Raw genomic sequence first — 26,299 nt, 5'->3', positions numbered from 1 at the left:
TGATCTGGGACGAAAGTCTATGCAGAGGTAAACACCGTGTCACGGACCGAACAGGCCAAAATCAAAAACTTTACGTTAACGTAAACTTCCCCTATTCTTTTTCCATGAGTAAAAAACTGACCTACAGCATCGGCGAGCTGGCCCGGGAATTCGACGTGACCACCCGTACCATCCGCTTTTACGAAGATCAGGGCCTGGTGACTCCGCAACGACGGGGCCAGACTCGGGTCTACACCCCCGCCGATCGGGTCACCCTGAAATTGATACTGCGCGGTAAACGACTGGGCTTTTCCCTGGCCGAATCCAAAGAGTTGATCCGCATGTACCAGCCCCAGGGCGATAACCGCAGTCAGCTTCTCGCCCTGCAGGGAAAGATTCACCAGCGCCGAGCACAATTGGAACAACAACTTCGGGATATTCAGGTCATGCAGCGGGAACTCGATGACGCCGAGCAGCGCTGCCTGGACGCCCTTCACGATCTGGAGACACAATAATGTTCAACAGCACTTTCAATTTTCATCTGGGCGAAACTATCGATGCGCTCCGTGATACGGCTCGTGCCTTTGCCCAGAAAGAAATTGCCCCCCTGGCCGCCGAAATCGACCGCAGCAATGAGTTCCCCCTGCCGTTGTGGAAAAAAATGGGCGATCTGGGCCTGCTGGGCATTACCGCTGACGAAGAATACGGCGGCGCCAACATGGGCTACCTGGCCCACACCATTGTGGTAGAGGAAATTTCCCGGGCTTCTGCGTCTATCGGTCTCTCCTACGGCGCCCACTCCAACCTGTGCGTCAACCAGATTGTTATCAACGGTACCGACGAGCAGAAAGCCCGGTACCTGCCCAAACTGATCAGCGGTGACCATATCGGTGCCCTGGCCATGAGCGAGCCCGGTGCCGGGTCCGATGTGGTCAGCATGAAGCTGCGCGCCGAAAAGAAAGGCGACCGCTACATCCTCAATGGCAACAAGATGTGGATTACCAACGGCCCTGACGCCCATACCTATGTGATCTACGCCAAGACTGACAGCAATGCAGGCCCCCGAGGCATCACGGCGTTCATCGTCGAGCGTGATTTCCCTGGCTTCTCCCGCGCTCAAAAGCTGGACAAACTGGGCATGCGTGGCTCCAACACCTGCGAGCTGGTGTTCGAAGACTGCGAAGTCCCCGCCGAAAACATCCTCGGCAAGGAAAACGAGGGTGTGAAAGTACTGATGAGTGGACTGGATTACGAGCGCACCATTCTTTCCGGGGGCCCGGTAGGCGTGATGCAGGCCTGTATGGACGAAGTGGTGCCATACATCCACGAGCGCAAACAATTTGGTCAGGCCATCGGCGAGTTCCAGCTGATGCAGGGCAAGATCGCCGACATGTACGTGATGCTCAATACCAGCCGCAGCTACCTCTACCATGTGGCCCAGGCCTGTGACCGCGGCGAGACCAACCGCAAGGATGCCGCCGGCGTGATCCTCTACTGCGCCGAAAATGCCACCAAGATGGCACTGGAAGCGATCCAGACCCTGGGCGGTAACGGCTACATCAACGACTACAACACCGGTCGCCTGCTGCGCGACGCCAAGCTCTATGAAATCGGCGCCGGCACCAGTGAAATCCGTCGCATGCTGATTGGCCGTGAGTTGTTCAACGAAACAGCATAAGGGGGTCGGACGTCTGAGGTCGGACGTCTGACGACAAGACAACATCCGCTGGAGAGGACGTCTGACGTCAGAGAGCCGACGTCAGACCTCAAATGCCATGCCCAAGATCAACAGTCAGATCAATCCCGCCAGCCCGGAGTTTCAGGCCAATCGGGAACACAACCTGACACTGCGCCAGCAGCTGCAGGAAAAACTGGACCACATCGCCCACGGCGGTGGCCAAGCCGCCGAACAGCGCCTGCGCGAGCGCGGCAAGCTGCCGGTCCGTGAACGCATAAACCTGCTACTGGACCCGGGCTCCCCGTTTCTGGAGATTTCCGCCTTGGCCGCCGAAGGCGTCTATGGGGAAGACGTGCCGGCGGCGGGCTGTGTGGGCGGCATCGGTCAGATCCACGGCGTGGAATGCATGATCGTCGCTAACGATCCCTCGGTAAAAGGCGGCAGCTACTACCCGCTGACCGTGAAGAAACACCTGCGGGCCCAGGCCATTGCCGCCGAAAACCGGCTTCCCTGTGTCTATCTGGTGGATTCCGGCGGTGCCAACCTGCCCCGTCAGGACGAAGTGTTTCCGGACCGGGATCACTTCGGCCGCATCTTCTTCAACATGGCCAACATGTCCGCCCGCGGCATTCCCCAGATCAGTGTGGTACTGGGCTCCTGCACCGCCGGCGGCGCCTACGTGCCGGCCATGGCCGACGAAGTGATCATGGTCAAGGAACAGGCCACCATCTTCCTGGCCGGCCCGCCCCTGGTGAAGGCGGCCACCGGTGAGGTGGTTACCGCCGAAGAGCTGGGCGGCGCCAACCTGCACTGCGAACAATCCGGGGTGGCCGACCATCTGGCTGACGACGAACCCCACGCCCTGGAACTGGCACGTCGCACCATCGCGCACCTGAACTGGCACAAGCCCGATCAGGTCAACCGTCAGCCGGTACGGCCGCCAGCTTACGATCCCAACGAGCTTTACGGCGTCATTCCCACCACCACCCGCCAGCCCATGCCGGCACGGGAACTGATTGCGCGCATCGTGGACGGCTCCGAACTGGATGAATTCAAGGCCCGCTATGGCACTACCCTGGTGTGCGGCTTTGCTCATATCCACGGTTATCCGGTGGGCATTCTTGCCAACGATGGGGTGCTTTATTCTGAGTCTGCCCAGAAAGGCGCGCACTTTATCGAACTGTGCAATCAGCGAAAGATTCCGCTGCTGTTCCTGCAGAACATCACCGGCTTCATGGTGGGCAAGAAATACGAGTCCGAAGGCATCGCCAAACACGGCGCCAAGATGGTCAACGCTGTGGCCTGTGCCAGCGTACCCAAATTCACCGTGATCACCGGTGGCAGCTTCGGCGCCGGTAATTATGGCATGTGTGGACGCTCCTACGATCCGCGCTTCATGTTCATGTGGCCCAATGCCCGTATTGGCGTAATGGGCGGGGAACAGGCCGCCAGCGTGCTGACTCAGGTAAAGCAGGCCTCGTTGAAGAAGAAAGGTCAGCAATGGAGTGACGAGGAAGCTGCCGCCTTCCAGGCAGATATGACCGAGCGCTACGAAGAAATGGCGCAACCCTGGTACGCCAGCGCACGGCTGTGGGACGACGGCGTGATCGATCCCGCCGACACCCGCGATGTGCTCGGCCTGGCCATTTCTGCCAGCTTGAATGCGCCGATTGAAGAGACACGGTATGGCGTGTTTCGGATGTGATTGGGTCGGACGTCCGACGTCTGACGTCCGACGCTCAAAAACCTGGAGCAGGATATGAGCGTAACAATACAAACAGAAGGTTCGGTGGCCAGAATCACTCTGGATAACCCGGAAAAACGCAACGCCTTCGATGACCGCATCATTGCCTCGCTGACGGAAGCTTTTGAACAAGCCGGCAGCGATGACGGTGTCCGCGTGGTGGTGTTGCAAGCCGCCGGCAAACATTTTTCCGCAGGCGCCGATCTCAACTGGATGCGCGCCATGGGCAAGCTGGACGCGCAACAGAACCGCGACGATGCATTGAAGCTGGCGCGGCTGATGCAGTCTATCGACCAGTGCCCCAAGCCTGTTATCGCCCGGGTTCAGGGCGCAGCCTTTGGCGGTGCTCTGGGCCTGATCTGCGCCGCCGACATGGCGGTGGCCGCCGACAATGCCCGCTTCTGCCTCAGCGAAGTGAAGCTGGGCATCGTGCCAGCGGTGATCAGCCCCTATGTCGTGCGGGCTATGGGCGCCCGGCAGGCCAATCGTTATTTCATGACGGCGGAAGTGATCCCCGCCGAGCGGGCCGTAGCGCTGGGCATTGCCCATGAGGTCGTTCCGGAAAGCGAGCTAAACGACAGCGTGGATTCCCTGATCAACGCCCTGCTCGCCGCCGGCCCTCAGGCACAGATCGAAGCCCGCAACCTGATCGCCCGCGTCGGCCACGGCCCCATTGATCAGACCATGCTCAACGACACCGCCGACCTGATCGCCCGACTGCGCACCGGCGAAGAAGGCCAGGAAGGGCTGAGTGCCTTTCTGGAAAAACGAACACCCAACTGGATCTGATCCACTACCCGTAGGAGCGTCGCTGGCGGCGCGATAAGCCACGACGAAATCGCGCCGCCAGCGACGCTCCTACGGCAGGACAAAGGCAACACCATGGCAACGATAAAAAAACTCCTGATCGCCAACCGAGGCGAAATCGCCCGGCGCATTATCCGCACCTGCCGCCAGCAAGGCATCGCTACCGTGGCGGTCTACTCCGATGTGGATGCCTCCCTGCCCCATGTCCGTGAGGCGGATCAGGCAGTCTGCCTGGGTCCGGCGCCGGCGCGGGAGAGCTATCTGGTGATCGACAAGGTCATCGCCGCCGCCAGAGAAACCGGCGCCGATGCCATTCACCCGGGGTACGGATTCCTTTCCGAGAACACCGCCTTTGCTGCCGCCTGTGAAAACGCGGGTATCATTTTTGTCGGCCCCAATGCCCGAGCCATCGAGGTCATGGGCGACAAGGCCGCTGCCCGACAATTAATGGCGAACAGCGGCGTGCCTGTATTGCCCGGTTTCGATGAGGAAGGCGCCAGTGATGATGACCTGATTCGTGCCAGCGAACAGGTAGGTTTTCCGCTACTGATCAAGGCTGTAGCCGGTGGTGGCGGCAAGGGCATGCGTGTGGTCAATAGCGCCAGCGAGTTCAGTGAAGCGCTGGCAGCCGCACGACGCGAAGCCAGCGGTGCCTTTGGCGATGACCGGGTGCTGCTGGAGCGCTATCTGCCAACAGCCCGCCACGTGGAGGTCCAGGTATTCGCCGACAATCACGGTAACGCGGTGCATCTGTTCGAGCGGGACTGTTCGGTACAGCGTCGCCACCAGAAAATCATCGAGGAGGCCCCGGCGCCGGGGCTGGACGAGGCCACCCGGAACGCCTTTGGTGACGCCGCGGTCCAGGCCGCCAAGGCCATTGATTACCGCGGTGCGGGTACCGTCGAGTTCCTCTACGGACCCGATGGCCAGTTCTACTTTATGGAAATGAACACTCGCCTGCAGGTAGAACACCCGGTGACGGAAATGATCACCGGCGAAGACCTGGTCGCCTGGCAGCTGGCCGTCGCCGCCGGCGATCCCCTGCCCAAAGCGCAGCACCAGATCGAACGTCACGGCCACGCCATGGAAGTGCGTCTCTATGCGGAGAACCCGGAACAGGGCTTCTTGCCCTCTTCCGGCCTGCTCAGCCATCTGCGCTGGCCCCATGAGGTGGCCCGGGTGGATGCCGGATATGAGCATGGCGACCGGGTGGATGATCACTACGATCCCATGATCGCCAAGTTGATCTGCCATGGTGCGTCCCGCCATGAGGCCCGCCAGAAACTGATCACGGCTCTGGACACCCTGGAGCTGAAAGGCATCCACCACAATGCCCCCTTCCTGCACCGGGTGCTCAACGACGATGCCTTTGCCGATGGCGACCTGGATACCCGTCTTCTGGAACACCGCCCACACCTGCTCGAGGCCACGGTGACCGAACCCGCGCTACTGGCCCTGGCCGCCAGCAAGGTAATCGCTGCCGACAGCATCAACGACTCCCCCTGGCAAAGTCTGCAAGGCTGGCGACCCATGGGCCGGCGTTTTCGGCAAACCCTGCTTCAGGTGGATGGCAACCTGATCACCGTCCGCGAACAGGACGGCGTTGCCTCCGTGGGCGACAAACAGGCGCCCCTTGTTGCGACACGGGATGCCCAAACCATCAACCTGCATTGGGGCACCAACGGTTTGCGCGCACGCCATGCCCGCAAAGATGACAGCACCCTGCTGTTGTTCGTGGCCGGACAGGACCATGAAATCACTCTCAATCCCAGCCGCGACAGTGCCCAACATGACGATGCAGCCGGCTTCATCGCGCCCATGAGTGGCACCATCGTTGCCCTCCATGTGTCCGCGGGCGATGCCGTTGCTGCTGGCGATGCAGTCATTACACTGGAAGCCATGAAAATGGAGCACACCCTGCGCGCTACGGTGCCGGGGACCGTGCATGACTTTCATGTGGCAACCGGAGACAGCGTCAGCGAAGGCACCTTGCTGGTGGAATTTGAAGAGAACACCGGCGACTGACAGCCGCGGCCTGTGGGCCCGCGCTATGAGCAACCTGATGGAAACCACCGGACACTTGCTGCCGGACACCAGACACTTGGGAGAACAGAATGTCCGCACCGCTTTGGCAACCGGGTGACGCGCAACAGCACAGCCGACTGGCCAGGTTCTGGGAACAGGCCCGCCACCACAGCGGCCAGCCGCTGGCCGACTACAATGCCCTGCATGCCTGGTCCGTGGAGCAGCCGGAGGCGTTCTGGCAACAGGTGTGGGACTTCTGTGGTGTGGTGGGCGAGCCCGGCGATACCGTGCTCACCCGTCGTGATCGTTTTCAGGACACCCACTGGTTTCCCCAGGCTCGCCTGAACTACGCGGAAAATCTGCTGCACCGCAACGACACCCACCCTGCGCTGATCAGCGTGCTGGAGGACGGCACCCGCCGCGAAGTCAGTTACGCTGACCTGCGTGTGGCCGCCGGCAAGGTAGCCGCCCAGTTGCTCGCCGCCGGTGTGAAACCCGGCGACCGGGTCGCCGGCTACATGCCCAACCGGATTGAGACGGTGATCGCTGCCCTGGGCGCGGCCTGGATCGGCGCGGTATGGTCATCCTGTTCGCCGGACTTCGGCGTGTCCGGCGTACTCGACCGCTTCGGGCAGATCGAACCTGCCGTGCTGGTGGCCTGTGACGGTTACCACTACAACGGCAAGTGGATCGACCTGGGGGATCGCATTGATGCCCTGCACGATGCCTTGAAGCCGGAGCTGCTGGTGGTGGTGCCCGGCAAAGGCACCAGTACCCCGGTAAGACGGGCATTGATCTGGCAAACCTGGCTGGACAGCGCCGGGCCGGCCCCGGATTTTGCTGCCCTGCCGTTCAATCACCCGCTATTCATTCTTTACTCCTCCGGAACCACCGGCCAACCCAAGTGCATCGTGCACGGTGCCGGTGGCACCCTGCTGCAACAGACCAAGGAACTGCAGTTGCACGGGGATGTGGGCCCCGAGGACACCCTGTTCTATTTCACCACCTGCGGCTGGATGATGTGGAACTGGCTGATCTGTGGCCTGCATACCGGGGCCACCCTGGTGCTTTACGACGGCAACCCGGCCTACCCGAACACCGCCCGCTTGTTCGATCTGGTGGATGGCGAAGGCATCACCCATTTCGGCACCAGCGCCAAGTTTATCCAGGCCGTAGAGAAGTCCGGCCTCGGACCCTGTGAAAGTCATGATCTTGCTACCCTGCGAACGCTCTTCTCCACCGGCTCTCCCTTGCTGCATGAGAGCTATGACTACCTGTACCAACAGGTAAAGCCGAATCTGCTGGTCAGCTCCATTTCCGGGGGAACCGACATCATCTCCTGCTTTGCACTGGGCAATCCGCTGCTGCCGGTCTATCGCGGTGAATTGCAGTGCGCGGGGCTGGGCATGGATGTGGCCGTGTTTGACGACAACGGTGAGCCGCTGGCAGACAGCAAGGGCGAACTGGTGTGCCGACAGCCCTTCCCTTCCTGCCCGGTAGCATTCTGGAACGATCCGGATGGCAGCCGCTTCCACCGGGCCTACTTTGCCCGTTTCGACGGCGTCTGGGCCCATGGGGACTACGCCCAACTGGTTCCCCATGAACAGCATACCGGGCTGATCATTCACGGCCGTTCCGATGCGGTACTCAACCCGGGCGGCGTGCGCATCGGCACGGCAGAAATCTACCGCCAGGTGGAAACGCTTGATGAAATCCGCGAGGCCATTGTGGTCGGTCAGGAATGGCAAGGCGATGTGCGCGTGGTGCTGTTTGTGGTGCTTGCCGATGGCGTCAGTCTCGACGAGGCGTTACAAGCACGAATCCGCAAGGCCATTCGCGAAGGCGCCACGCCCCGCCATGTGCCGGCGGTGATTGCCGAGGTGCCGGAAATCCCACGCACAGTGAGCGGCAAGATTGTGGAACTGGCGGTTCGCGAAGTGATCCACGGGCGCCCGGTGACCAACCGCAATGCCCTGGCCAATCCGCAAGCCCTGGAGCACTTCTCCAACCTTCCTGAGCTGGCAAATTGACCACCCGTTTACCGGGCCATTGACGGCCCGGTTTAAAGGCGCATCATGTAAGGTTGTACCGGCCCAGTGATGTAAAAATGAAGAATAATAAATACTTGCCGATATCTACGGTAATAGTTGCCCTGCTGCTGTCGGCAATGTCCGGCTCCCTGCATGCCCAGATCATTACGCTCACCGGCGAGAGCTTCAAAGCACTGCATGGCAAACAGAACGGTCTGTATTCGTTCTTCGCCATGCAGGATGGCCGACTGGCACCCGTCCCCCACCAGTGGGTGCAGTGGTCGAAGCAGGGTTACCCCTATTTTGAACAGGACGACAGCACCGACCCGGTGGGGGATCCAGCCCGTATCGATGCCGAGGACCGGCTGCTGCTACGTTTCGAGGATGGCGGCCAACCCCTGGACGGTCCGGTCACCGAGCAAGTCGCCGCTGAGCTGGCCGTGGAACAAGCCGGCGAAACCCGCTTTTTCTATCTGGTGAAAAACGCCTATCTGCAGAATACCGACCGCTACGTGCAGTTCGACGCGCAATCCATGACCATCAAAAGCACGGACTACGCCCTGAGTATGGCAGACGGGAATTTGTTCAAATGGAGCGATTTCTACTTCCGCGGCTTTGAGGGTGAAAACGGTGAGAGGCAGAGTATTCTCGATACTCTCAAATTACGGCTCAGTGCGGGCCTGTTCGGCGAAAACAACCGGGTTACCCTGAACAACAACAACCTGGATCCCAAGGTCAAACAGGTGATCAACGGCCCCCTGGCCTCACTGGTCTACGCCTCAACCTCGGTGACCGTGGCCAGGGTTCCTGTGTTGCGTATCAACAACTATTTTCTGGTAATGCCCAAGCAGGTGGAGATACACAGCCGCTTTACCCTGCCGGGTATTGCAGAAACCGTCGTGAAACGGCCCGCACTGGATATCTCCCTGGACGGCAACGGGCTCTATGACAGTCAGCTAATGACCAGTTGGACCGGTAATCATGTGGCCATCACTGATGGGCGACTCTCGGATGCGGAAAACGCCATGCTCGATCAGCCGCTGAAAGGCGATAACTGGATCTGGTTCAGCACCGGCCGGGGCTTCGACTTGCTAGCCCAGCTGGCCTTCCTGAAAGGCTTTGATACCCCTGCCCGCCTGCTCTATCAGGACGATGCGTCACTGGCCAATGAGCCGGAACGATTTGCCGGCCAGCTTCCCAATGTGGGGTTTTCACTGACCGATATTCCGTTTGGCAAAGAGTTTTATTTCGTCACCCGCCTGTACTTCAGCAAGGACAGCCATGGGCTGGCGCCCGGCGACTATGCCAACCAGCAACTGGATAACCCGCACACTCGTCTGAAATTAAAATAGCATGAAAATTGCCACGGACGGCACACCACGACTTGTCATTAGCGCCATGGGGTTTGTAGAGTGAAGACTCTCCCGGTCAGGCGTTCGTTCATGCAGGCACTGTGTCCCGGCACGCAGCGGAAACAACTCTCCCGGGCCGGCTTTCGTCCTTTCTGGCTGGCAGCTGCCCTTTTGCTCTGGTCGTTGCAGATCTGGGCGTCCCCCCTTCCTGATGATCGCTGTGAACTGATCTATGATCTGGGTGACCCGTCCCTGTTCGAGTTTGTTGAAACCCGTCAGAGCGTGGATTTCGGCCTTTATCAGGGACGCGCCATTGGCGAGATTCACTACAGGGTGCTGCCCATCTTCAATGAGGACGATCCCGCAGAGAATAATTGGCTGTACCGTGCGGCCAATTTTCTGCATATCGAAACGCGGGAGACGACCCTCGAAAAACAGATGATCGTGAGTCCCGGCGACCCCCTCGACCGGGATCACATCCGTGAGAACGAGCGGCTTTTGCGCCGTAATGATTACCTGGTGGATGCGATGATCGTGCCTCACCGGGTTTGTGCAGATCGTATTGACCTGCTGGTCGTGGTTCGGGATGTCTGGACCTTTTCCCCTTCTGCTTCGGCATCCCGTTCCGGGGGCGATGACAGCACCAGTGCCGGCTTTACCGAGAGCAACCTGCTGGGCACGGGCCAGCGGGTGGCCACCGGCTACTTCGATGATGCCGATCGCAGCGGCCACTTCTTCAGTTACCGCAATCCATTACTGCCTGCCCGGGTGCAGCTGAATCTCAGCTATACCAACGCCAGCGATGGGGAGTCCCTTTCCGGCGGCCTGCTTCGCCCCTTTTATCAACTCAATAGCCGCTGGTCTGCAGGCCTCGATGTGCAACGGGAAAATCTGCTCGAGCGTATCGAGGAGAATGACCAGACCGTGAACCGCTATCGTCTGGAGGACAACCGTTACGACGTCTTTGTGGGTTGGTCCCCCGGGGTTCAGGACAGCGCGGTCAGCCGTTGGCGCCTGGGTATCACCGACGAGGAAGAGCGCTTCAGTGATGTCCCCGGTGAAACCACCTCCCTGCCCGAGGATGAGCGCCGTGTTTACCCCTGGTTATCCTGGGAGTATCAGGAAAACAGGCATCTGGTGGCCTCGAACCTGAATCGCGCCCAGCGCCAGGAAGATATCCGACTGGGCTGGTATCACTTCGTGCGCGTGGGTCATGCCAGCGAATCCCTGGGCAGTAATGCGGAATCGGTGGTTTTCAATCTGAGCACCAGCAATACCCGCTTTGTACGACAGCACCATCTCTTCCGCAGCGGTCTGTCTGCCGGTGGTCGCTATGAGGATGACGACTTTGTCAGCACGCTCTACGGCGGGAGCCTGAATTACTATTATTTCCTGAACCAGAACAATCGCTGGTTTGCCCGGCTCAATCTGGATGCCGGCAGTAATTTGCGGCAGGACGAACAACTGACCATTGGCGGTAACGACAATCTGCGCGGCTATCCCACTGACTACCAACGCGGCGATCGCCGCTGGGTGTTCTCCGTGGAGCGACGCCGTTTTACCAACTGGCAGATTTTCAATCTGGCCTATGTGGGCGGTGCCGTTTATGTGGATGCCGGGCAGGCCTGGGAACAGGGCCAACCCCGCGGTAGCACGCTGGCCAATGCAGGGCTGGGCCTGCGGCTTAGTCCCAGCAAGTTTCGTGTGGATCGGGTGCTACACCTGGATGTGGCGGCACCGCTGGTGGACCAGGATCAGGTGGACGATGTCCAGTTCATTGTGACAGGAAGGGTGGATTTCTAGGTTGCGAGAAGCGAGTTACGAGGAGCGAACGCCGTATTTTTCAAAGCTCGTACCTCGTGACTCGCAACGAGTGGCTTTATCCAATCCGTAACATATTCAGATTAACCCGCGCCATTATTGAGACGATGGTACACCTCATCCTTCAATCGAATTCTTTCCCGCTTCAAGCGTTCCATGTCCAAGTCGGCAATGGGGCTTTCACGCATTTCCAGACCCCGAATCTGTTTATCCAGTTTGTCATGATCTGCCACCAACGCACGAAAAGCGGGATCATTGCTCACCAGTTCATCAATCTTCTGGCGCTGATCCGGAAATTCGTGATGGATACTGTGATTCTCTCCCAGCATGGAACTGACTCCTTTGCCGTAACGTTGAGTAACCCGGTAGGAACACCTCTAACCCTCTGACACAAAAAACTGCGCCACTGTTCCCATACATCATTAAATCACCACATTTCCCGATTAGATTCAATCAGACAGGCTCGTAAGATGAAAAGGAGCCTCTGAGTCCGCCCTCATCTGCCCGGTTTGGTCGCCAGCGAAGGAAAACGGCTCTGCCCGTGACGACAAAACACAGCAGCAGCGCCTCCAGATCCTGCCAGGACTTCAGGCCCAAAGGCGTGACGCAGAGGATCTCCAAGACACTACGTTGTCACCGGCAGTTCGGTGGTAGTGGGAACCCACACTGCACAAAGGAGGCGTGCACATGGCGTTACCGCAATTACTGACCCGCGACCATTTCCAGGAAGGCCTGATCCAGGCTAGCGAACAGTGCCAGCATCCCGATGCGGGTCTGTTTGGCCCCGGCTCTATCTGCTGGCAACTGATGCGCGAAAACCTCACTTCACTGGCCCAGGGTCGGGTGGCCTTGCTGGCCCTGGCGGACAGCCGGCTGTCCCAGTTACTGGCCAACCCCCACGATCTGGTACAGCGGATTCAGCATACCCAGGTCTTCATGCTGAGGTTGGTGTTTGGCAATCTGGACCAGGCCTTACTGGCACTGGACAGCCCCCGCATGCGGCGCAAAACCTTGTTTGATGTGGAAGACAGCGAAACCCTGCTGTATGCCCTGTCGGCGTGGATGGATTCCTGTCTGCTGGTCTATCAGGAAGTGATTGAGCCGCTGAATTCCGCTCATCAGGAACGGCTGTTCGAGGAAACCATGCTACTGGCCCAGGTCATGGGGATTCCTGAAAACCGGCGCCCTGCGGACTGGCACGCATATCGCCGCTGGTGGCAGCGGCGTCTCAACCATTCCGGGCCGGTCAGTGACCGGCGCCGTCAACTTGGCCATGATCTGATCCGTGAACAGGGCTACCCGGGCCGTCTGCCCTACGGCCAGTATCTGCCGCTGGCATCGTTCCAGATTCCCGAGTTTCTGAGGCAGACATTCCGCCTGCCGCAAACCGGGTTGGACAGCCATCGCGCCTACCAGAAACACCTGAAAAAATTGATGGATATTACCCGCCGTTTGCCACCGCGACTGCGCTACCAGCCCGCCTATCACGAGGCCAGCCAGCGCCTTGGCGGTCGGGCCCGTGCTGACCTCGCCACCCGGCTGCTCAACCGATGGTGGACAGGAGAAAGCGATCTGGTGAACAGCGGCTGGTCGATCCCGAAAGTGGATCGGTTACCCAGCGTGAGTTATTGAGAGACGCAACAGGCTTCACGCTGCAGGCGGCGGATAACCGTTGGAGCTTTGCTTGCAAAGCGAAGGATGAAAGCAACGTCGTTGCTGGAACATTCGCTTTGCAAGCAAAGCTCCAACCGTGGGCGTCTTGCGTGTTGTGGGCCGCCTATTTAAAACCGCGGCTATCCTTGATCATGTCGTAGGCCTTGCTGATTTCCGCTGTCTTGTCCGTGGCCATGCGGATCATCTCTTCCGGCACCCCTTTGGCTGCCAGCTTGTCCGGATGATGCTCACTCATCAGCTTGCGATAGGCCTTCTTGATCTCCTGATTGGACGCCGACCCGGTCACTCCCAGTACCTGGTAAGCCTGCCCCAGCGAGGGCCGTGAGGGTCCCGCAGCGCCCTGCCCGCCCCGATGGGCGCGGCCAGCGCCGGAAAACTGGGCCTGGGCCAGCAGCATATTGAGAATCTGCTGGAACTGGGCACGCGGCACTCCCAGCCCCTCAGCTACCCGCACCAGTATCGCCTCTTCCGCCTGATCAATCTGTCCGTCTGCCAGCGCCACCTGCAACAGTATCTCCAGCAGCACCAGGATAAGCTGCTTGCGGTGTTTTACGGTGTTGGCGAAGTCAGCCACGGTGGCATCCAGCGGGAAATCCGCCTCCTTGCCACGATTGAACAGGGCGATGGCTTCGCGGCGCTGTTCCTCATTGAGCTGCATGCGGTCCATCACCGCCCGGGCCTGGGCGATTTCATCCTCGCTGACCCGGCCATCCGCCTTGGCCAGATGTCCCATGATGGAAAACACCGTATCAAACAGGGCTTTCTGGACTTGTGCCTGCTGCGGGCGAACGTTTTGCACCTGGGCCGCGCCCTTGTCGAGCATGTGGCCAACAAACAGGCCGATGCCCAGGCCGATGGGACCCCCCACCAGCATCCCGAGCAGACCGAGAATAATTTTGCCGCCCCAGTTAAGTTGCATCATGAATCAGTCAATCCGTGGTCTGAACCAGCCCAGGCTGGTCTTGGTGTCCCGTTGCGGGCGATATTCCGCACTGACCCAGCCCTGATAATCGAGGCCATCAAGATGGGCAAACACCGTATCAAAATGAATTTCGCCGGTTCCCGGTTCATGACGTCCCGGATTGTCGGCGAACTGAATATGTCCTATATGGGGACAAAGTCGTGAAAGGGAACGGCACAGGTCACCCTCCATGATTTGCATGTGGTACAAATCGAACTGCAAACGGATATTGTCCCGCCCTGCTTCGTTGATGGCCGCCATGGCTTTCAGGGAAGTATCCAGAAAGAATCCGGGCATATCCACTTTCGAATTGATCGCTTCCACGGTCAGGATGTGCCCCTGGGCTGCCAGAAGATCAGCGGCAAAACGCAGGTTATCGACCAGGGTCTGAAACGCCACCTCATCAGGCAGGGAGGCAGGTCGAATTCCGGCCAGGCAATTAATCCGCTGGCAACCCAGTGCCTGCGCGTATTCCAGAGCCTGAATGACGCCTTCTCGAAATTCCTCCACCCGGTCTGGCAGGCAGGCAATGCCTCGCTCACCGGCCTGCCAGTCTCCCGGCGGCAGGTTGAACAGTACCTGGGTAAGAGAGTGCGCCTTCAACCTTGCTGCCAGAGTGTCAGCCGGCCAGTCATAGGGAAACAGGTACTCCACCCCCTGAAACCCCGCTTCTGCGGCGGCAGCAAAGCGATCCAGAAACGGCAGCTCAGTGAATAACAGGGACAGGTTGGCAGCAAATCTTGGCATCAGCTTTCCTCGTCAGCGCTGCCAAGTCGGACGCCATTGAGCCGCTCCAGTTCCAGCAACAGGCCGCTATGGTCGACTTCGCCATTGCCGCTGGCCAACAGGGCCCGGTACTGCTCGAACACACGCTGGCTGAGCGGCAAGGTAAGCCCCTCACTGCGCGCCTCATCAAGGATCATGCGCAGGTCCTTGAGCTGAATCCGGGCCGGTGCTCCGGGGGCAAAATCACGCTGCAGCATGCGCTCGCCATGCTGTTCCAGAATCTTGCTGCCGGCAAAACCACCCAGCAGGGCCTCACGGACTTTTTCCGGTCTTGCTCCACCTTTCGCCGCCAGCAACAGGGCTTCGGAAACCGCCCCGATCGTGATGCCAACGATGGCCTGATTGGCCAGTTTGGCCAGTTGGCCGCTGCCCACGGGGCCGATATGGGTCACTGTCCCCAAAGGCTGAAAGACCGCCGCCGCCCGCACAAAGGTCTCGTCACTCCCCCCCACCATGATCGACAGCGTACCCGCCTGTGCCCCCCGGGTGCCGCCGGACACCGGAGCATCCAGGTATCCACCACCCAGTGCTTCCACCTGGGCCCCATGGCCCCGGGCCAGCCCCGGTTCGATTGAGCTCATGTCAATCACCAGCGCGCCCTGCCGAAGCTGACGAATTGCGCCACTCTGGTAAAGCACCTGATCCACCACCTGGCCACTTTCGAGCATGGTAATGACCACATCCGCGCCGGCGACGGCTTCCGACGGGCTCGACGCGAGGCGCGCACGACCGGAGAACACCTGCGCTTTTGCGGGTGTCCGGTTCCAGAGTGTCAGGGAAAAGCCGGCCTCCAACAGGCGCGCCACCATGGGCGCCCCCATCAGGCCAACACCAAGAAAACTGATCGCAGGTTGTGACATGGGAAAGCCGATTGACAGAGCACATGGCCCGGGGCACATGCGACAGAAAAAATCTCGGGAACGCCAAACCTGGCGCTCCTGAATGGACTGGGGGCAATTATTCCTGATTACGGCGGATGTGGCACCCCTGCCAGCATTCCTATCGTCATTCCTGCCGCTGGTTGCCTCGCAACCACAACACCACACCGAGCAGTACCGCAAGCACCTGAGCCGCGACTCCCTGCACGGTGGGGAAGAATCCCAGCCACTCGATGGTAGGGACGCCCAGGTAGTAGGCACTCAATACACCGGCTTCCTGGAGGGCAGCAATACCTCGACCCAGCAGCACCACCGAGAGCACCAGCAACACCAGACTGGTCACCCGGAAGAACAGGCTCAGTGGCAGCCTCATGCCAACACGGAAGAACAGGACGCAGACCACTGCCAGAGATGCCACCGCCGCCGCAATACCGTAAAAGAGAAAGGCCTGGGTGGCCGAGGTCACCTGACTCCACAGGGCCTGGTAAAACAGGATGGTCTCGAAGATTTCCCGATACACCGAAATAAAGGCAACGAAGGTCAACACCCAGACGGTTCCTCTGCCCAGGGCATCGTCCACCTTGTTGCGGATGTAACCCAGCCATTTCTGGCTATTGCTGTTGCTGTGCATCCAGAAACCCACGTAAAACAGGATCAACGCGGCGACCACCCCGGCCACCCCTTCGGTCATTTCCCGGGAGGCACCGCTGAAAGTGATCAGGGAGTTGGCCGCATACCAGGTGAGGCCGCCAGCGAGCAACGCCGCCATCCAGCCAAGATGGATATGCCGGGTGGCGTTTGTGGCATTGGCCTTGCGGGTGAACGTGAGCAGAGCCGCCACCACCAACAGGGCTTCCAGACCTTCACGGAACAGAATAAAAAAGCTGGCGGAGAATGTGGCTGCCGGACTGAGGCCGTCACCGGACAGCGCTTCCGTGGCTTCCGCCAGGGAGGTACGGGCTGTCGCCACCCGCTCGCTGACGCGCTCTGCCCCCTGGTTGCGATCAATGGCTTCCCGCACGGCCATGAAATCCGTCTCGGCCCGGCGCATCAGGTCCCCATCCACCGCGGCCAACTGCTGCTCGATCATCTCGAACCCGTCCAGATAGGCGGACAACGCCGCACTCCTTGCCCGCTGACGATCACCGTTCGCATACGCCTGCCCGGCCTCTTTCAAACGGGCATCACTCAGGGCAATAAAGCGGTTTTGATTGAACAACGCGGATGGCTGCCGACGCAGATAGCCCAGCGCCGCATAGGCCTGCTCACCCTGCTCTTTCAGCACATCTTCCGGAGCCTGCGCTACCAGCGTATCCAGAGAGAGGGAGGTCTTCATGCCGGGAATCCGGTTGAACGCGGTTTTGCCGGTTTCCGCCATCTCCTCGCTGACCGCCTTTGCCCCCACGTAGAACGCCAGGGCCCAGCGATCCTCGTCACTGAGGGTGTCGCCGTAGGCGGCCATACCCGTGCCATCTACCCCCTGGGTGATGGTTGTGTGCAGCCCCAGCAGTGAGCGACCGTTGTAGCGGGCCAGGTCGGTAAAATCGGTGGGCGCCGGCTCCATTGCCGCACCCGCGGGACCATCTCCCCGACCTTCCGGGCCATGGCAGGCGGCGCACTGGGTTTGATACAGCGTGGCAGCACGATCCAGATCCGGCGCGGCTTTTGGCGACACCGGGATGCCGTAAACTGAAACCAGGGTGGCACGAATGGACTGGGCCAGCGTCTTGATACGGGGCTCTCCCGCCTTGTCGGTCACCGCCTGTTGCAATGCTTCCGCCTGTCTCTGCAGGTCTTGCTTGCCATCCGCATCCGGCAGCTGCGCCACGCCTTCCGCCAACAGGGCCGTGAACTCCTCCATCTCGGCATACTCTTCCGGGCTGACAATTTCGCCTTCCACCACCGCATTGATGTAATCCGCCCCCACGTATTCCACCAACTGCACCAGGGCGGTCTGGTTGCTGGCATAGGCGGGCAGGCAAAGAAACAGAACGGACAGGAGCAGCGCGGGAATACGCACTTTGGCGGGAAAAAAAACCATAAAATGAACCGGGTTCACGATGAAAAGGAGAGGCATTATCATTTAAATACCCCCTGCCATCAACCGCACCACTCCCCCGGAATCCTGTTAACCGATGGTAAAGGCCAGTACCTTGCTGATATGCGCCTGGGGCCAGCCACTTTCCTGCTGCCAGGAATTGAACGCCGCCTGGGCGGCCCGTTGGTCTCGCTGGCTGGCCGGCGGTTTATCGATGATGTTTTGGGCCTTGAGGGCGGCAATCACATCCCCGGTGGGATACCAGGTATCGCGCCCCACCATGCGCAGAAAAGCCGCCCCGGAGTTGCCCCCCAGCTGTTTACCGCGTTTTTTGAGTAGCAGCCACATGCCCACGGTGTCATCGGCGGGCCAATCCGCCAGCCAGTTGCCAACGCTGCCGTACTCCTCCGCCAGGTCCAGCACCAGCTGGGCATTGTGACGGATGGCTTTCATTTTTCCCCAATGACGGATCAGACGCGTGTCCTGCATGCGCTCATCCAGCATGGTGTCGGGCATCAGCACCAGTTTTTCCGGATCAAAGCCGAAAAAGGCCTCCTCGAACGCCGGCCATTTATTGTCCACCAAAGAGTGCTTGAGGCCGGCCCGGAAAATGCGGCGGGTCAGCGCCGACAGGTAGAAGGCATCATCCCGGCTGCGCAGCAGGCCCGCATCTGCCACAGTCGGCAACTGTCCTTTTACGGCTTTCAGGGAGCCCTTGCGGGTTACCGCCAGGGCCAGCAAATCCTTGAATGGGGTCACGGGCTGCTCCAGTTCCATATCGTTTGTAGTGACTCGATATACAGTAATTTGGGGACATTGTAGAATCAGCCTCTTGGCTCTATCCAATTCAACGGGACCGGCATGACCATCGACCAATACCACGTCAACAAATCCGACAAATTACGCGGCGTATGTTACGACATCCGCGGCCCGGTGCTGCGTGAAGCCCACCGCCTGGAAGACGAAGGTCACCGGGTGATCAAACTGAACATCGGCAACCCGGCCCCATTTGGCTTCGAGGCTCCGGAAGAGCTGCTTCAGGACGTGATCAGCAATCTGCCGGAATCCACCGGCTACTGTCACTCCAAAGGGTTGTTCCCGGCCCGCAAGGCGGTGATGCAGTTCACCCAGACCAAAGGCATCGAAGGCGTCACCGTGGATGATGTGATCATCGGCAACGGTGTTTCCGAATTGATCGTCATGTCCATGCAGGCGCTGCTCAACAGCGGTGATGAAGTGTTGTTGCCGGCACCGGACTACCCACTCTGGACCGCGGCCGTGCGCATGTCCGGTGGCACCCCGGTTCACTATCTGTGTGATGAGCAGCAAGACTGGCAACCGTCACTGGAAGATATCCGTGCCAAGGTGAACAAGAACACCAAGGCCCTGGTGATCATCAACCCGAACAATCCCACCGGCGCCAACTACGAACCGGCCATGCTGCAAGAGCTGCTGCAGATTGCCCGGGAAAACAACCTGATCGTGTTTGCCGACGAGATCTACGACAAAATTCTCTACGACGGCGAAGAGCACACCTCGATCGCCTCCATGGCCGACGATCTTCTCTTTATCACCTTCAACGGCCTGTCCAAGAATTATCGCGCCGCCGGTTTCCGCGCCGGCTGGATGGTGATCTCAGGCGCCAAACACCGGGCAGAGAGCTATATCGAAGGCCTGGATATGCTCGCCAGCATGCGCCTGTGCGCCAACGTGCCCAGCCAGCATGCCATCCAGACAGCCCTGGGCGGCTATCAAAGCATTGGCGATCTGGTGCTCCCCACCGGGCGACTGGGACGCCAGCGGGATCTGGCCTGGGAAATGCTCGACTCGATTCCCGGTGTCAGTTGCGTAAAACCCAAATCCGCCCTGTACCTGTTCCCGAAGCTGGATCCGAAGGTCTTCCCGTTTGAAGACGATGAAGCCTTTGCACTGGACCTGCTGCGCGAAGAGAAGGTACTGATTGTCCAGGGCACCGCCTTCAACTGGCCGGAGCCGGATCACTTCCGCGTGGTGTTCCTGCCCCGGGTGGACGACCTGGAAGATTCCATCGGCCGGATTGCACGTTATCTTGATCGGGTACGAAAAAAATAAAAAAACGCCTGTAGGAGCGTCGCTCGCGGCGCGATAACCCAGTAACGAGGTGCGAGTTTCGAGAAGCGAAAATCAAGCTCCCATTTGTTCAGGTTTGGACTTTCGAAACCCGCTGCTCACAACGCGAAACTCTCGTTATCACACCGCCAGCGATACTCCTGCAGTTGCCTGGAAGCATTGAACATGTCACACCTGCACATCGACGACTTCAGCCATGATGTTGCCCGCATTCTCATGCAGGCGTATATGAACTTCCCGCGCCCCGGGGCGTTGTATGTGGAAGATATTATCGGGCCGACGGAAGTGGACGATGTGGGGCTGCACAGCAGCCGACACATGGCTTGCCTGGGCGCCATGATGTGGCTGGCTGAAGAAGGTTGGCTTCGCTATGAGGCGACCATCTTTCAGGAAGGGATTGAGCAGGCGATACTGACCAACAAGGCTTTCGTAGTGTTGACCGCCATCAGCCAGTTGCGTTTCGAGCAACCCGATCCATCTTTGCCCGCCACCGTAAAGCACGAAAAGGCGACACTGGCCGAACAGTTCCTGCAAGCCATTCGTGCCCGGGATTCGGTGCGAACCACAGCGGTGGTCCGCTATCTGCTGTCACGGCAGCCGGAACCGGTTCAAGCCGAAGAGTTCGCCGATCTCCTGAAGCCGGAAGACAGCCCGCCCTTCGCCACCGAAGACGGCTTTTAATCCCCGCCCGTTGCCTATGCGTAGGGGCACTGAGCCTAAGGCGAACTGCACCACCAAACGCCGGATCGGTGCAGTTCGCCTTAGGCTCAGTGCACCCTACGGTAGCTGTTGCAAATGCAGGAGCCAGCGCTCCGTCTCAACTATCGAGCTCTGCCGGTCGCCGGTAGTGATAATGCACCGTCTTCAGCGCAGGTTCCCCGACTTCGTCAAATCCCGGAGCCCCCGGTAAACGCCCTACCCGCTCTGCTCCCGGCAGATTCTGCTCCACACAGGCTTCCAGCCAGCCATAATCCAGCCACGGCGCATTCACACAGGCGAGAATTTCCGCTTCGGGAGCGAGCAGTTTGTGCAGCTTCTTCAACACCCTGGCATAGTCTTTTTCGACCATGAAACTGCCTTTTTGGGCGCTGGGTGGATCGATCACGATAATGTCGTAACGGCCCAGGCTGTGGAGTTTTTTCCAGCTACGGAAAATGTTGTGTGGCAGGTAATGCACCCTGGCATTCTCGAACCCGTTAAGTCCGTGGTTCTGCTGCCCCAGCCTGAGCGCCGGATCGGAAAGATCAATATTCACCACCGATTCCGCACCACCGGCCAGGGCCGCCACGGAAAAACTGCAGGTAAAGCTGAACAGGTTGAGGACTTTCTTGCCCTCGGCGCGCTCACGAATCCAGCGCCGCCCTTGCGCCATATCGGCAAAGAAACCCAGATTCTGTCCGCGCTGGAAATCCAGCTTGTAGACCAGTCCATCCTCTTTCGCCAGGGGCGACTCCGGCAGCTCACCACATACCAGCACATTGTCGGCTTTGCCGTCATAGCGATGCTGAATCACCAGGGTGTCACAACCCAGGTCGTTCAGCCTTGCGGTCAGACAGTTTTCCAGCTCCTGCAAGGTGGTCTCGTCCTGGGACCGGAATACCGTGGCGACCAGTACCGGCGCGAAGCAATCGACGGTCAGCCACTCCAGGGCGGGTACGGTTTTCCCCCGGCCGTGAAAAAGACGATGGCGAGGCTGCGAGGGGGGAACCAGATACGGAGCAAGCAGGTCTGACAATTGGGAGGAATGCATAGGACCGGGAGAGCATGTGGCGGGTACGTTTGCCGCGCAGTATACCTTGCCTTCACGGCCTTCGCCCCCATAATCAAGTGTTCCGATGAGACGTGGAGATAACCGACGATGATGCGCATAGCGCTTTATCTGCTGACTAACCTGGCGGTGATTGTGGTCGCCAGCATTACTCTGAGCCTGCTCGGGGTGAATTCCTATTTTGCCGCCAGCGGTTCCGGGCTGGACCTGACCAGCCTGCTGATTTTCAGTGCCGTATTCGGTTTTGCCGGCTCGCTGATTTCCCTGTTGATCTCCAAGCCCATGGCCAAATGGTCTGCGCGGGTGAAGATCATCGAGCAACCCGGCAATGACGCGGAGCGGTGGCTGCTGCAGACCGTCAAAGAGCTGTCTGACAAGGCTGGCATCAAGATGCCGGAAGTGGGGATTTTCCCGGCCCAGCAATCCAATGCCTTTGCCACCGGGTGGAACAAGAATGACGCCCTGGTAGCGGTTTCCCAGGGTCTGCTGTCCCGCTTCCGTCCGGAAGAAGTGCGCGCGGTATTGGCCCATGAAATCGGCCATGTGGCCAATGGCGACATGGTTACCCTGAGCCTGGTACAAGGCGTGGTGAACACCTTCGTTATCTTTGCCGCCCGCGTGGTGGGCTATGTGGTGGACAGTTTCATGCGCCGTGACGGCGGTGGCGGCCTGGGCTTCGGTTACTTCATTGTGGTGATCGTGGCGGAGATCATCTTCGGTATCGCTGCCAGCGCCATTGTCATGTGGTTCTCGCGCTTCCGGGAATACCGGGCCGATGTGGCCGGCGCCCAGCTGGCAGACCGCCGCGACATGATCTCGGCCCTGCAACGGCTGAAGGCGGAATCCCAGATGCCCAACCAGATGCCCGACACCCTGGTTGCCTTCGGTATCAACTCCGGCCTCGCCAAGGGCCTGAAAGCGTTGTTTGCTTCTCACCCGCCGCTGGATGATCGGATTGCCGCCCTGCAGGAGAAGCGGCACGGCTGAGGATAGTGAACAGTTAATAGTTAACAGTGCGCGATCAGCGCACTTAGCTCCTGAGACGCAAGAGGCCGCGCCCATGGTTTGGGCGCGGCCTCTTGCATTCCAAAGCATGACAACCTCTTCCGCGGCGCTGTTCACTGTTAACTATTCACTGTTAACTGCCTCTGTACTCACCCGATACAACACCTGATCTTCATAGCCGGTCGTCACCGGCCACAGCCCACATAACTCCCGGTCGAGCTCTGCATCGCCGGTATCCACCACCAGTGGTCGCCCTGCCAGCGTCTTCAGTTTGGTGCGGGTTGCCAGTATCTGGATATTGTCCTTGCCCAGGCGCCGAATGAGCGCCGGACTGAATTGCTGGTTGCCACGGCCGAATAGATGCCCCTGGCCGCCGATCACGGTAATAACCGCCCGGGCCGGGGCATCGCCGATTTCCTCCAGCAGGGCCCTGGCGCCCAGATCCCGACCGACCACTTCGTGGTTGTAGACCAGATCCACCCCCAGCAGGGTGTTTTCCAGACCCAGTTGCTCCATGACCAGCGCCACGGTGGAACCGGAGCCCATCAGGTAATAGGTGTCGTCTTCCAGGTTATCCGCCATCCAGGCCGCCACTTCCGTCACCACCAGGTCTTCCACTTCCCGGCCTCCGCACTTGACCTGCTGCAGGTAACGGGCCTCGGCAGGAACCTGTAGCTCGCCATAATGACGGGCACGGACAACTCCCTCGCGGAAAGCGTCCTCATCGATATCCCGTACTTCTGCCAGTTGCAAACCCACCAGTTCGCCGCTGGCCAGTTCTGTCAGCAGGCTGCCTGCCGCTTCCGGATTGATGGCGTAAACCGCAGAGTGCATCTTGCAGCCGGCAGGTACCCCCAACACCGGGGTTCCCTGTCCCACCGCATCCACCAGATCCCGGGCAGTACCATCCCCGCCGGCGAACAGGATCAGCTCCGCCCCGGCATTTTTCAGCGCTTCTGCAGCCCGGCGGGTGTCCTGGGGACCGCTGGGCATGGCGGACTCACCGATGACCTGACAGGGCAATCCGGCTTCGCGGCAGCTTGCCTCGCCCATCTCGCCGGCCCAGGTGAGCACCGTCAGGTTTCGGGCAGCGGACAGGGCCTTGAGTGCACGGCTCATTCTGGCGGGCGCCTGCGGCTTGGCACCCCGTCGCAGGGCCTCTTCGCGGGTTGCCTCACCATCACTGCCCTTGAGGGCGACGCTGCCACCCAGGCCCGCGTAGGGGTTGACCAGAACACCGAGGCAGAGACTTTGGTCGACTTTCATAAAGCGGTCATATCCAGATACAAAAATGGCATTGCTGTCCACGGGGACCAGCGCCTAAATAAACAACTTAATCATGCATATTTACAGGGATGCAGCCATGAATCTCGACAGCCAGCAACCCGGCAATCCTTTCCACGGTGGAGCCATCATTGATGAGCAGGGCCGGGAAATTCCCATTACCGAAGCGATGATCCAGCAGGCGTTCCAGCGCCTGGAAAAGAGCTGGCAGCCCCCTGCCCGTTCACTCAATCCCGGGCAAAAAGCCGGCGCATGATCCGTTGCCAGGGCGCGGCGATTTCACCCTGGTGGCACCAGTCATGAAGCTCGTGGCGCACCGGGTATTCCTTGCGCAGCCGGTCAAAGGCCGTAGCCGGCTCCGCGGCACCAAGGCTGTTTCCCAGCGCCTGGTGGTCCACTGCTAACCGGTATGCCACCTGCAATACCCTGAGCAAATCCTCTTCGTTTGCCACCGCCTGGCGGATAATGCCATTCCTTGCTGCCTGGGGAGCGGGGGCAGCCGTCACACCCAGCCAGTCACAGAACGCCAGATAAAGCATCTGGGACCCCTTGAGCTTGCCCTCGGCGCTGTATCCGGCAATATGCGGAGAGCCGAGCAGAACCTGCTCAAACAGCGAAGGCGGCACCCGGGGTTCACTTTCCCAGACATCCAGAATCGTGGCCGGGCCCTGGCCCGCCTGCAGGCTTGCCAGCAGGGCCTGATTATCAATCACGGGCCCCCGACAGGTGTTGATCAACATCTGTGATGCTGATAACCGCGCCAGCCGATCCGCATCCAGCAAATGCCGGGTAGCATGGTCACCCCGGTCTGTCAGCGGCACATGCAAGGTAATCAGGTCCGCATCGAGTATGGCATCCAGGGATTCGAGACGATAAGGGCCGCTGTAGCCCTGTTCTGCCAGCGGCGGGTCACAGGCACGCACCTGCATCCCCAGATCAGCCAGCCAGTCCGCCACCCGGTGCCCCACATTTCCCAACCCCACCACTGCCACCGAAGCGCCACGGGGTGACCGGTTGCCTGCCTGACAGAGCAACAGCACCGCCTGCAGCACATACTCGGCCACTGCCCGGGCGTTACAGCCCGGCGCATGCGCAAAACGAATGCCCTGCTGTTGCAGATAGGTCAGGTCCACATGGTCGGTGCCAATGGTTGCCGAGCCCACAAAGCGGACCCGGGACCCTGCCAGTAACGCCGCATCCACCCGGGTCACCGAGCGGACCAACAAGACGTCCGCGTCCCCCAGTTGCTGCCGGGTCAGGTTGCGCCCCTCCACCCGTGTCACGGCCCCCATGGCAGCAAAGGGCTCCAGCCCGGGCATATTGGCATCGGCAACGATATGCATCGGTTTTCCCGTCAGCGGGCAGCCAGCAGACGACGGGCGGTATCATCCACTGCCCGGGCATACTGGCCACCAAAAAGGTTGTAGTGATTCAGCCAATGGTACAGGTCATAGACTGGCCAGGCCCGGTATTGCAACACCGTGGCAGACTCCGACTGATAGCCCTCAAAGAACGCTGCAGGCACTCCACCAAACAGATTGAGCATGGCCAGGTCCACCTGTGGGTCGCCATGATAACAGGCCGGATCGTAGAACACCGGCTCGCCGTTAACCTGACCCAGGTTGCCCTGCCAGAGATCACCATGGAGCCGGGCACAGGGTGGCCGGGAAGGTAGCCAGCGGTGCAGCTGGTCAATGACCTGCCCGGTCCGTTCAACCGCCGTGGTCGGCAACCCCCGTTGCCGCGCCCGTTGCCATTGGGGCAGCAGTCTTTCGTTGGCAAAAAAGGCCACCCAGTCGCTGTGGCTCGTATTGCTCTGTGCGCTACCGCCAATAAAGTTGTCCGGGTGATTGCCATAGAGGGCCGGGCACTCGGTGCGGTGCAGACAGGCCAGTGCTGATCCGGCGGCCATCCACTGGCTACTGCCAGTGAGAGGGGCAATGTCCAGGTATTCAAGAATCAGCACCCCGCCCTCCGGGGCCGAATGGCAATGCACCACCCGGGGAACTCTCAGGGTGGATGCCAGCGTCTCCAGGCCGAGGGCTTCCGCCTCCAGCAACAGGGGATTACGATGCTGTTTGACGAAATAACGGCTCTCTCCGTCCTCGAGCATCGCGCTACGGGCGGTGTCGCCCCCCGCCATCGGCGTCAGGGTCCAGTTGCCCTCCAGGCCAGCTTCATTCAGCCCCTGTTGCAGCAATACAGGTAATTTCATAAAAATAAACGCAACTCTTTGACTATAGAAGCCACCAAAATCGGCTCTCGCGGCCAATAATGACTGACTGTTCCCCTTGATTTAAGCCATTCTTCTGATTACAACTAGGCATTACGCCAGCCGGGTTACCGGCCAATAACAACAA

General features: G+C 59.8%; 23 protein-coding genes. 13 read left to right on the top strand and 10 right to left on the bottom strand.

Going from position 1 to position 26,299, the window contains the following annotated elements; translation table 11 throughout:
* The first annotated feature begins 104 nt into the window (after positions 1-104).
* The 8 genes from A0251_RS12710 (at position 105) to A0251_RS12675 (ending at position 11,418) form a co-directional block, all read left to right on the top strand.
* Positions 105-494 carry a MerR family DNA-binding transcriptional regulator gene (locus tag A0251_RS12710; protein WP_062817228.1) on the top strand — a complete coding sequence of 130 codons (390 nt, stop codon included), beginning with the start codon at positions 105-107 and terminating at the stop codon, positions 492-494.
* Positions 494-1,657: an isovaleryl-CoA dehydrogenase gene (locus tag A0251_RS12705; RefSeq protein ID WP_062817227.1), complete on the top strand. Its 1,164-nt coding sequence runs from the start codon at positions 494-496 to the stop codon at positions 1,655-1,657. The genes A0251_RS12710 and A0251_RS12705 overlap by 1 nt, the downstream gene beginning before the upstream one ends.
* Positions 1,658-1,754: 97 nt before the next feature.
* Positions 1,755-3,362 carry a carboxyl transferase domain-containing protein gene (locus tag A0251_RS12700; RefSeq protein ID WP_062817226.1) on the top strand — a complete coding sequence of 536 codons (1,608 nt, stop codon included), beginning with the start codon at positions 1,755-1,757 and terminating at the stop codon, positions 3,360-3,362.
* A gap of 54 nt (positions 3,363-3,416) precedes the next feature.
* Positions 3,417-4,190, top strand: coding sequence for an enoyl-CoA hydratase/isomerase family protein (locus A0251_RS12695; RefSeq protein WP_082810881.1), 774 nt, complete (start codon positions 3,417-3,419; stop codon positions 4,188-4,190).
* Positions 4,191-4,283: 93 nt separating this feature from the next.
* Complete coding sequence (locus A0251_RS12690) at positions 4,284-6,233, top strand: biotin carboxylase N-terminal domain-containing protein (protein WP_062817224.1); 1,950 nt, start codon at positions 4,284-4,286, stop codon at positions 6,231-6,233.
* Positions 6,234-6,322: 89 nt separating this feature from the next.
* Positions 6,323-8,263 carry an acetoacetate--CoA ligase gene (locus tag A0251_RS12685; RefSeq protein ID WP_062817223.1) on the top strand — a complete coding sequence of 647 codons (1,941 nt, stop codon included), beginning with the start codon at positions 6,323-6,325 and terminating at the stop codon, positions 8,261-8,263.
* 77 nt (positions 8,264-8,340) lie between these two features.
* Positions 8,341-9,615 carry a hypothetical protein gene (locus A0251_RS12680; protein WP_062817222.1) on the top strand — a complete coding sequence of 425 codons (1,275 nt, stop codon included), beginning with the start codon at positions 8,341-8,343 and terminating at the stop codon, positions 9,613-9,615.
* A gap of 90 nt (positions 9,616-9,705) precedes the next feature.
* The gene (locus tag A0251_RS12675; RefSeq protein ID WP_062817221.1) at positions 9,706-11,418 is read left to right on the top strand and encodes a ShlB/FhaC/HecB family hemolysin secretion/activation protein; all 1,713 of its coding nucleotides are present in this window, start codon (positions 9,706-9,708) and stop codon (positions 11,416-11,418) included.
* A 101-nt stretch (positions 11,419-11,519) separates the two neighbouring features.
* Here A0251_RS12675 and A0251_RS12670 read toward each other — a convergent pair whose 3' ends face one another.
* Positions 11,520-11,765: a YdcH family protein gene (locus A0251_RS12670; RefSeq protein WP_062817220.1), complete on the bottom strand. Its 246-nt coding sequence runs from the start codon at positions 11,763-11,765 to the stop codon at positions 11,520-11,522.
* Between the two features lie 358 nt (positions 11,766-12,123).
* On the opposite strand from A0251_RS12670, the gene A0251_RS12665 reads away from it, so the two are divergent.
* The gene (locus tag A0251_RS12665; protein WP_062817219.1) at positions 12,124-13,068 is read left to right on the top strand and encodes an oxygenase MpaB family protein; all 945 of its coding nucleotides are present in this window, start codon (positions 12,124-12,126) and stop codon (positions 13,066-13,068) included.
* Between the two features lie 145 nt (positions 13,069-13,213).
* Here the strand turns inward: A0251_RS12665 and djlA are convergent, their stop codons facing one another.
* The 5 genes from djlA to A0251_RS12640 all read right to left on the bottom strand — a co-directional run bounded on the left by djlA (position 13,214) and on the right by A0251_RS12640 (position 18,532).
* The gene (gene djlA, locus A0251_RS12660) at positions 13,214-14,032 is read right to left on the bottom strand and encodes a co-chaperone DjlA (RefSeq protein WP_062817218.1); all 819 of its coding nucleotides are present in this window, start codon (positions 14,030-14,032) and stop codon (positions 13,214-13,216) included.
* Positions 14,033-14,035: 3 nt separating this feature from the next.
* Complete coding sequence (gene hyi, locus A0251_RS12655; protein WP_062817217.1) at positions 14,036-14,818, bottom strand: hydroxypyruvate isomerase; 783 nt, start codon at positions 14,816-14,818, stop codon at positions 14,036-14,038.
* Positions 14,818-15,717, bottom strand: a complete 900-nt coding sequence (locus tag A0251_RS12650) for an NAD(P)-dependent oxidoreductase (protein ID WP_062817216.1) — start codon at positions 15,715-15,717, stop codon at positions 14,818-14,820. Before A0251_RS12650 ends, hyi begins: the two co-directional genes overlap by 1 nt.
* Positions 15,718-15,862: 145 nt before the next feature.
* Positions 15,863-17,776, bottom strand: a complete 1,914-nt coding sequence (locus A0251_RS12645; protein WP_062817341.1) for an FTR1 family protein — start codon at positions 17,774-17,776, stop codon at positions 15,863-15,865.
* Between the two features lie 87 nt (positions 17,777-17,863).
* Positions 17,864-18,532 (bottom strand): DNA-3-methyladenine glycosylase I, encoded by a 669-nt coding sequence (locus tag A0251_RS12640; RefSeq protein WP_082810892.1) that lies wholly within the window; start codon positions 18,530-18,532, stop codon positions 17,864-17,866.
* Between the two features lie 102 nt (positions 18,533-18,634).
* On the opposite strand from A0251_RS12640, the gene A0251_RS12635 reads away from it, so the two are divergent.
* Both A0251_RS12635 and A0251_RS12630 read left to right on the top strand, forming a co-directional pair.
* Positions 18,635-19,864, top strand: coding sequence for a pyridoxal phosphate-dependent aminotransferase (locus tag A0251_RS12635; protein ID WP_062817214.1), 1,230 nt, complete (start codon positions 18,635-18,637; stop codon positions 19,862-19,864).
* A 183-nt stretch (positions 19,865-20,047) separates the two neighbouring features.
* A complete protein-coding gene (locus tag A0251_RS12630) occupies positions 20,048-20,563 on the top strand; it encodes a hypothetical protein (RefSeq protein ID WP_062817213.1) in 516 nt (171 codons plus the stop codon).
* A 136-nt stretch (positions 20,564-20,699) separates the two neighbouring features.
* Here the strand turns inward: A0251_RS12630 and A0251_RS12625 are convergent, their stop codons facing one another.
* Positions 20,700-21,617 carry a class I SAM-dependent methyltransferase gene (locus tag A0251_RS12625; protein ID WP_063509037.1) on the bottom strand — a complete coding sequence of 306 codons (918 nt, stop codon included), beginning with the start codon at positions 21,615-21,617 and terminating at the stop codon, positions 20,700-20,702.
* A 123-nt stretch (positions 21,618-21,740) separates the two neighbouring features.
* Between A0251_RS12625 and htpX the strand changes: the two genes are divergently transcribed.
* Entirely contained in the window at positions 21,741-22,637 is an 897-nt protein-coding gene (gene htpX, locus A0251_RS12620) for a protease HtpX (RefSeq protein ID WP_062817211.1), read from the top strand.
* 141 nt (positions 22,638-22,778) lie between these two features.
* Here the strand turns inward: htpX and A0251_RS12615 are convergent, their stop codons facing one another.
* Positions 22,779-23,921 (bottom strand): ATP-NAD kinase family protein, encoded by a 1,143-nt coding sequence (locus A0251_RS12615; protein WP_062817340.1) that lies wholly within the window; start codon positions 23,919-23,921, stop codon positions 22,779-22,781.
* A gap of 73 nt (positions 23,922-23,994) precedes the next feature.
* Between A0251_RS12615 and A0251_RS17525 the strand changes: the two genes are divergently transcribed.
* Complete coding sequence (locus A0251_RS17525) at positions 23,995-24,195, top strand: PA1571 family protein (RefSeq protein WP_348720684.1); 201 nt, start codon at positions 23,995-23,997, stop codon at positions 24,193-24,195.
* On the opposite strand, the gene A0251_RS12610 is transcribed toward A0251_RS17525, so the two are convergent.
* Positions 24,167-25,282, bottom strand: coding sequence for a 4-phosphoerythronate dehydrogenase (locus A0251_RS12610; protein WP_062817210.1), 1,116 nt, complete (start codon positions 25,280-25,282; stop codon positions 24,167-24,169). The genes A0251_RS17525 and A0251_RS12610 overlap by 29 nt on opposite strands.
* An 11-nt stretch (positions 25,283-25,293) precedes the next feature.
* Positions 25,294-26,154 (bottom strand): fructosamine kinase family protein, encoded by an 861-nt coding sequence (locus A0251_RS12605; RefSeq protein ID WP_231874233.1) that lies wholly within the window; start codon positions 26,152-26,154, stop codon positions 25,294-25,296.
* Between the last annotated feature and the right edge of the window lie 145 nt (positions 26,155-26,299).

Source organism: Alcanivorax sp. NBRC 102024 (assembly GCF_001602235.1).
Classification (GTDB): Bacteria; Pseudomonadota; Gammaproteobacteria; order Pseudomonadales; family Alcanivoracaceae; genus Alcanivorax.
This window is presented reverse-complemented; position numbering and strand designations above follow the sequence as displayed.

Excerpts from the sequence above, each read along its gene's own strand:
- A0251_RS12665 (WP_062817219.1), top strand. The coding sequence starts at position 12,124 with ATGGCGTTACCGCAATTACTGACCCGCGACCATTTCCAGGAAGGCCTG.
- A0251_RS12685 (WP_062817223.1), top strand. The coding sequence starts at position 6,323 with ATGTCCGCACCGCTTTGGCAACCGGGTGACGCGCAACAGCACAGCCGA.
- A0251_RS12695 (WP_082810881.1), top strand. The coding sequence starts at position 3,417 with ATGAGCGTAACAATACAAACAGAAGGTTCGGTGGCCAGAATCACTCTG.
- hyi (WP_062817217.1), bottom strand. The coding sequence starts at position 14,818 with ATGCCAAGATTTGCTGCCAACCTGTCCCTGTTATTCACTGAGCTGCCG.
- A0251_RS12615 (WP_062817340.1), bottom strand. The coding sequence starts at position 23,921 with ATGAAAGTCGACCAAAGTCTCTGCCTCGGTGTTCTGGTCAACCCCTAC.
- htpX (WP_062817211.1), top strand. The coding sequence starts at position 21,741 with ATGATGCGCATAGCGCTTTATCTGCTGACTAACCTGGCGGTGATTGTG.
- A0251_RS12680 (WP_062817222.1), top strand. The coding sequence starts at position 8,341 with ATGAAGAATAATAAATACTTGCCGATATCTACGGTAATAGTTGCCCTG.
- A0251_RS12610 (WP_062817210.1), bottom strand. The coding sequence starts at position 25,282 with ATGCATATCGTTGCCGATGCCAATATGCCCGGGCTGGAGCCCTTTGCT.
- A0251_RS12645 (WP_062817341.1), bottom strand. The coding sequence starts at position 17,776 with ATGGTTTTTTTTCCCGCCAAAGTGCGTATTCCCGCGCTGCTCCTGTCC.
- A0251_RS12670 (WP_062817220.1), bottom strand. The coding sequence starts at position 11,765 with ATGCTGGGAGAGAATCACAGTATCCATCACGAATTTCCGGATCAGCGC.
- A0251_RS12635 (WP_062817214.1), top strand. The coding sequence starts at position 18,635 with ATGACCATCGACCAATACCACGTCAACAAATCCGACAAATTACGCGGC.
- A0251_RS12705 (WP_062817227.1), top strand. The coding sequence starts at position 494 with ATGTTCAACAGCACTTTCAATTTTCATCTGGGCGAAACTATCGATGCG.
- A0251_RS12630 (WP_062817213.1), top strand. The coding sequence starts at position 20,048 with ATGTCACACCTGCACATCGACGACTTCAGCCATGATGTTGCCCGCATT.
- A0251_RS17525 (WP_348720684.1), top strand. The coding sequence starts at position 23,995 with ATGCATATTTACAGGGATGCAGCCATGAATCTCGACAGCCAGCAACCC.
- A0251_RS12710 (WP_062817228.1), top strand. The coding sequence starts at position 105 with ATGAGTAAAAAACTGACCTACAGCATCGGCGAGCTGGCCCGGGAATTC.
- djlA (WP_062817218.1), bottom strand. The coding sequence starts at position 14,032 with ATGATGCAACTTAACTGGGGCGGCAAAATTATTCTCGGTCTGCTCGGG.
- A0251_RS12690 (WP_062817224.1), top strand. The coding sequence starts at position 4,284 with ATGGCAACGATAAAAAAACTCCTGATCGCCAACCGAGGCGAAATCGCC.
- A0251_RS12675 (WP_062817221.1), top strand. The coding sequence starts at position 9,706 with ATGCAGGCACTGTGTCCCGGCACGCAGCGGAAACAACTCTCCCGGGCC.
- A0251_RS12605 (WP_231874233.1), bottom strand. The coding sequence starts at position 26,154 with ATGAAATTACCTGTATTGCTGCAACAGGGGCTGAATGAAGCTGGCCTG.
- A0251_RS12700 (WP_062817226.1), top strand. The coding sequence starts at position 1,755 with ATGCCCAAGATCAACAGTCAGATCAATCCCGCCAGCCCGGAGTTTCAG.
- A0251_RS12650 (WP_062817216.1), bottom strand. The coding sequence starts at position 15,717 with ATGTCACAACCTGCGATCAGTTTTCTTGGTGTTGGCCTGATGGGGGCG.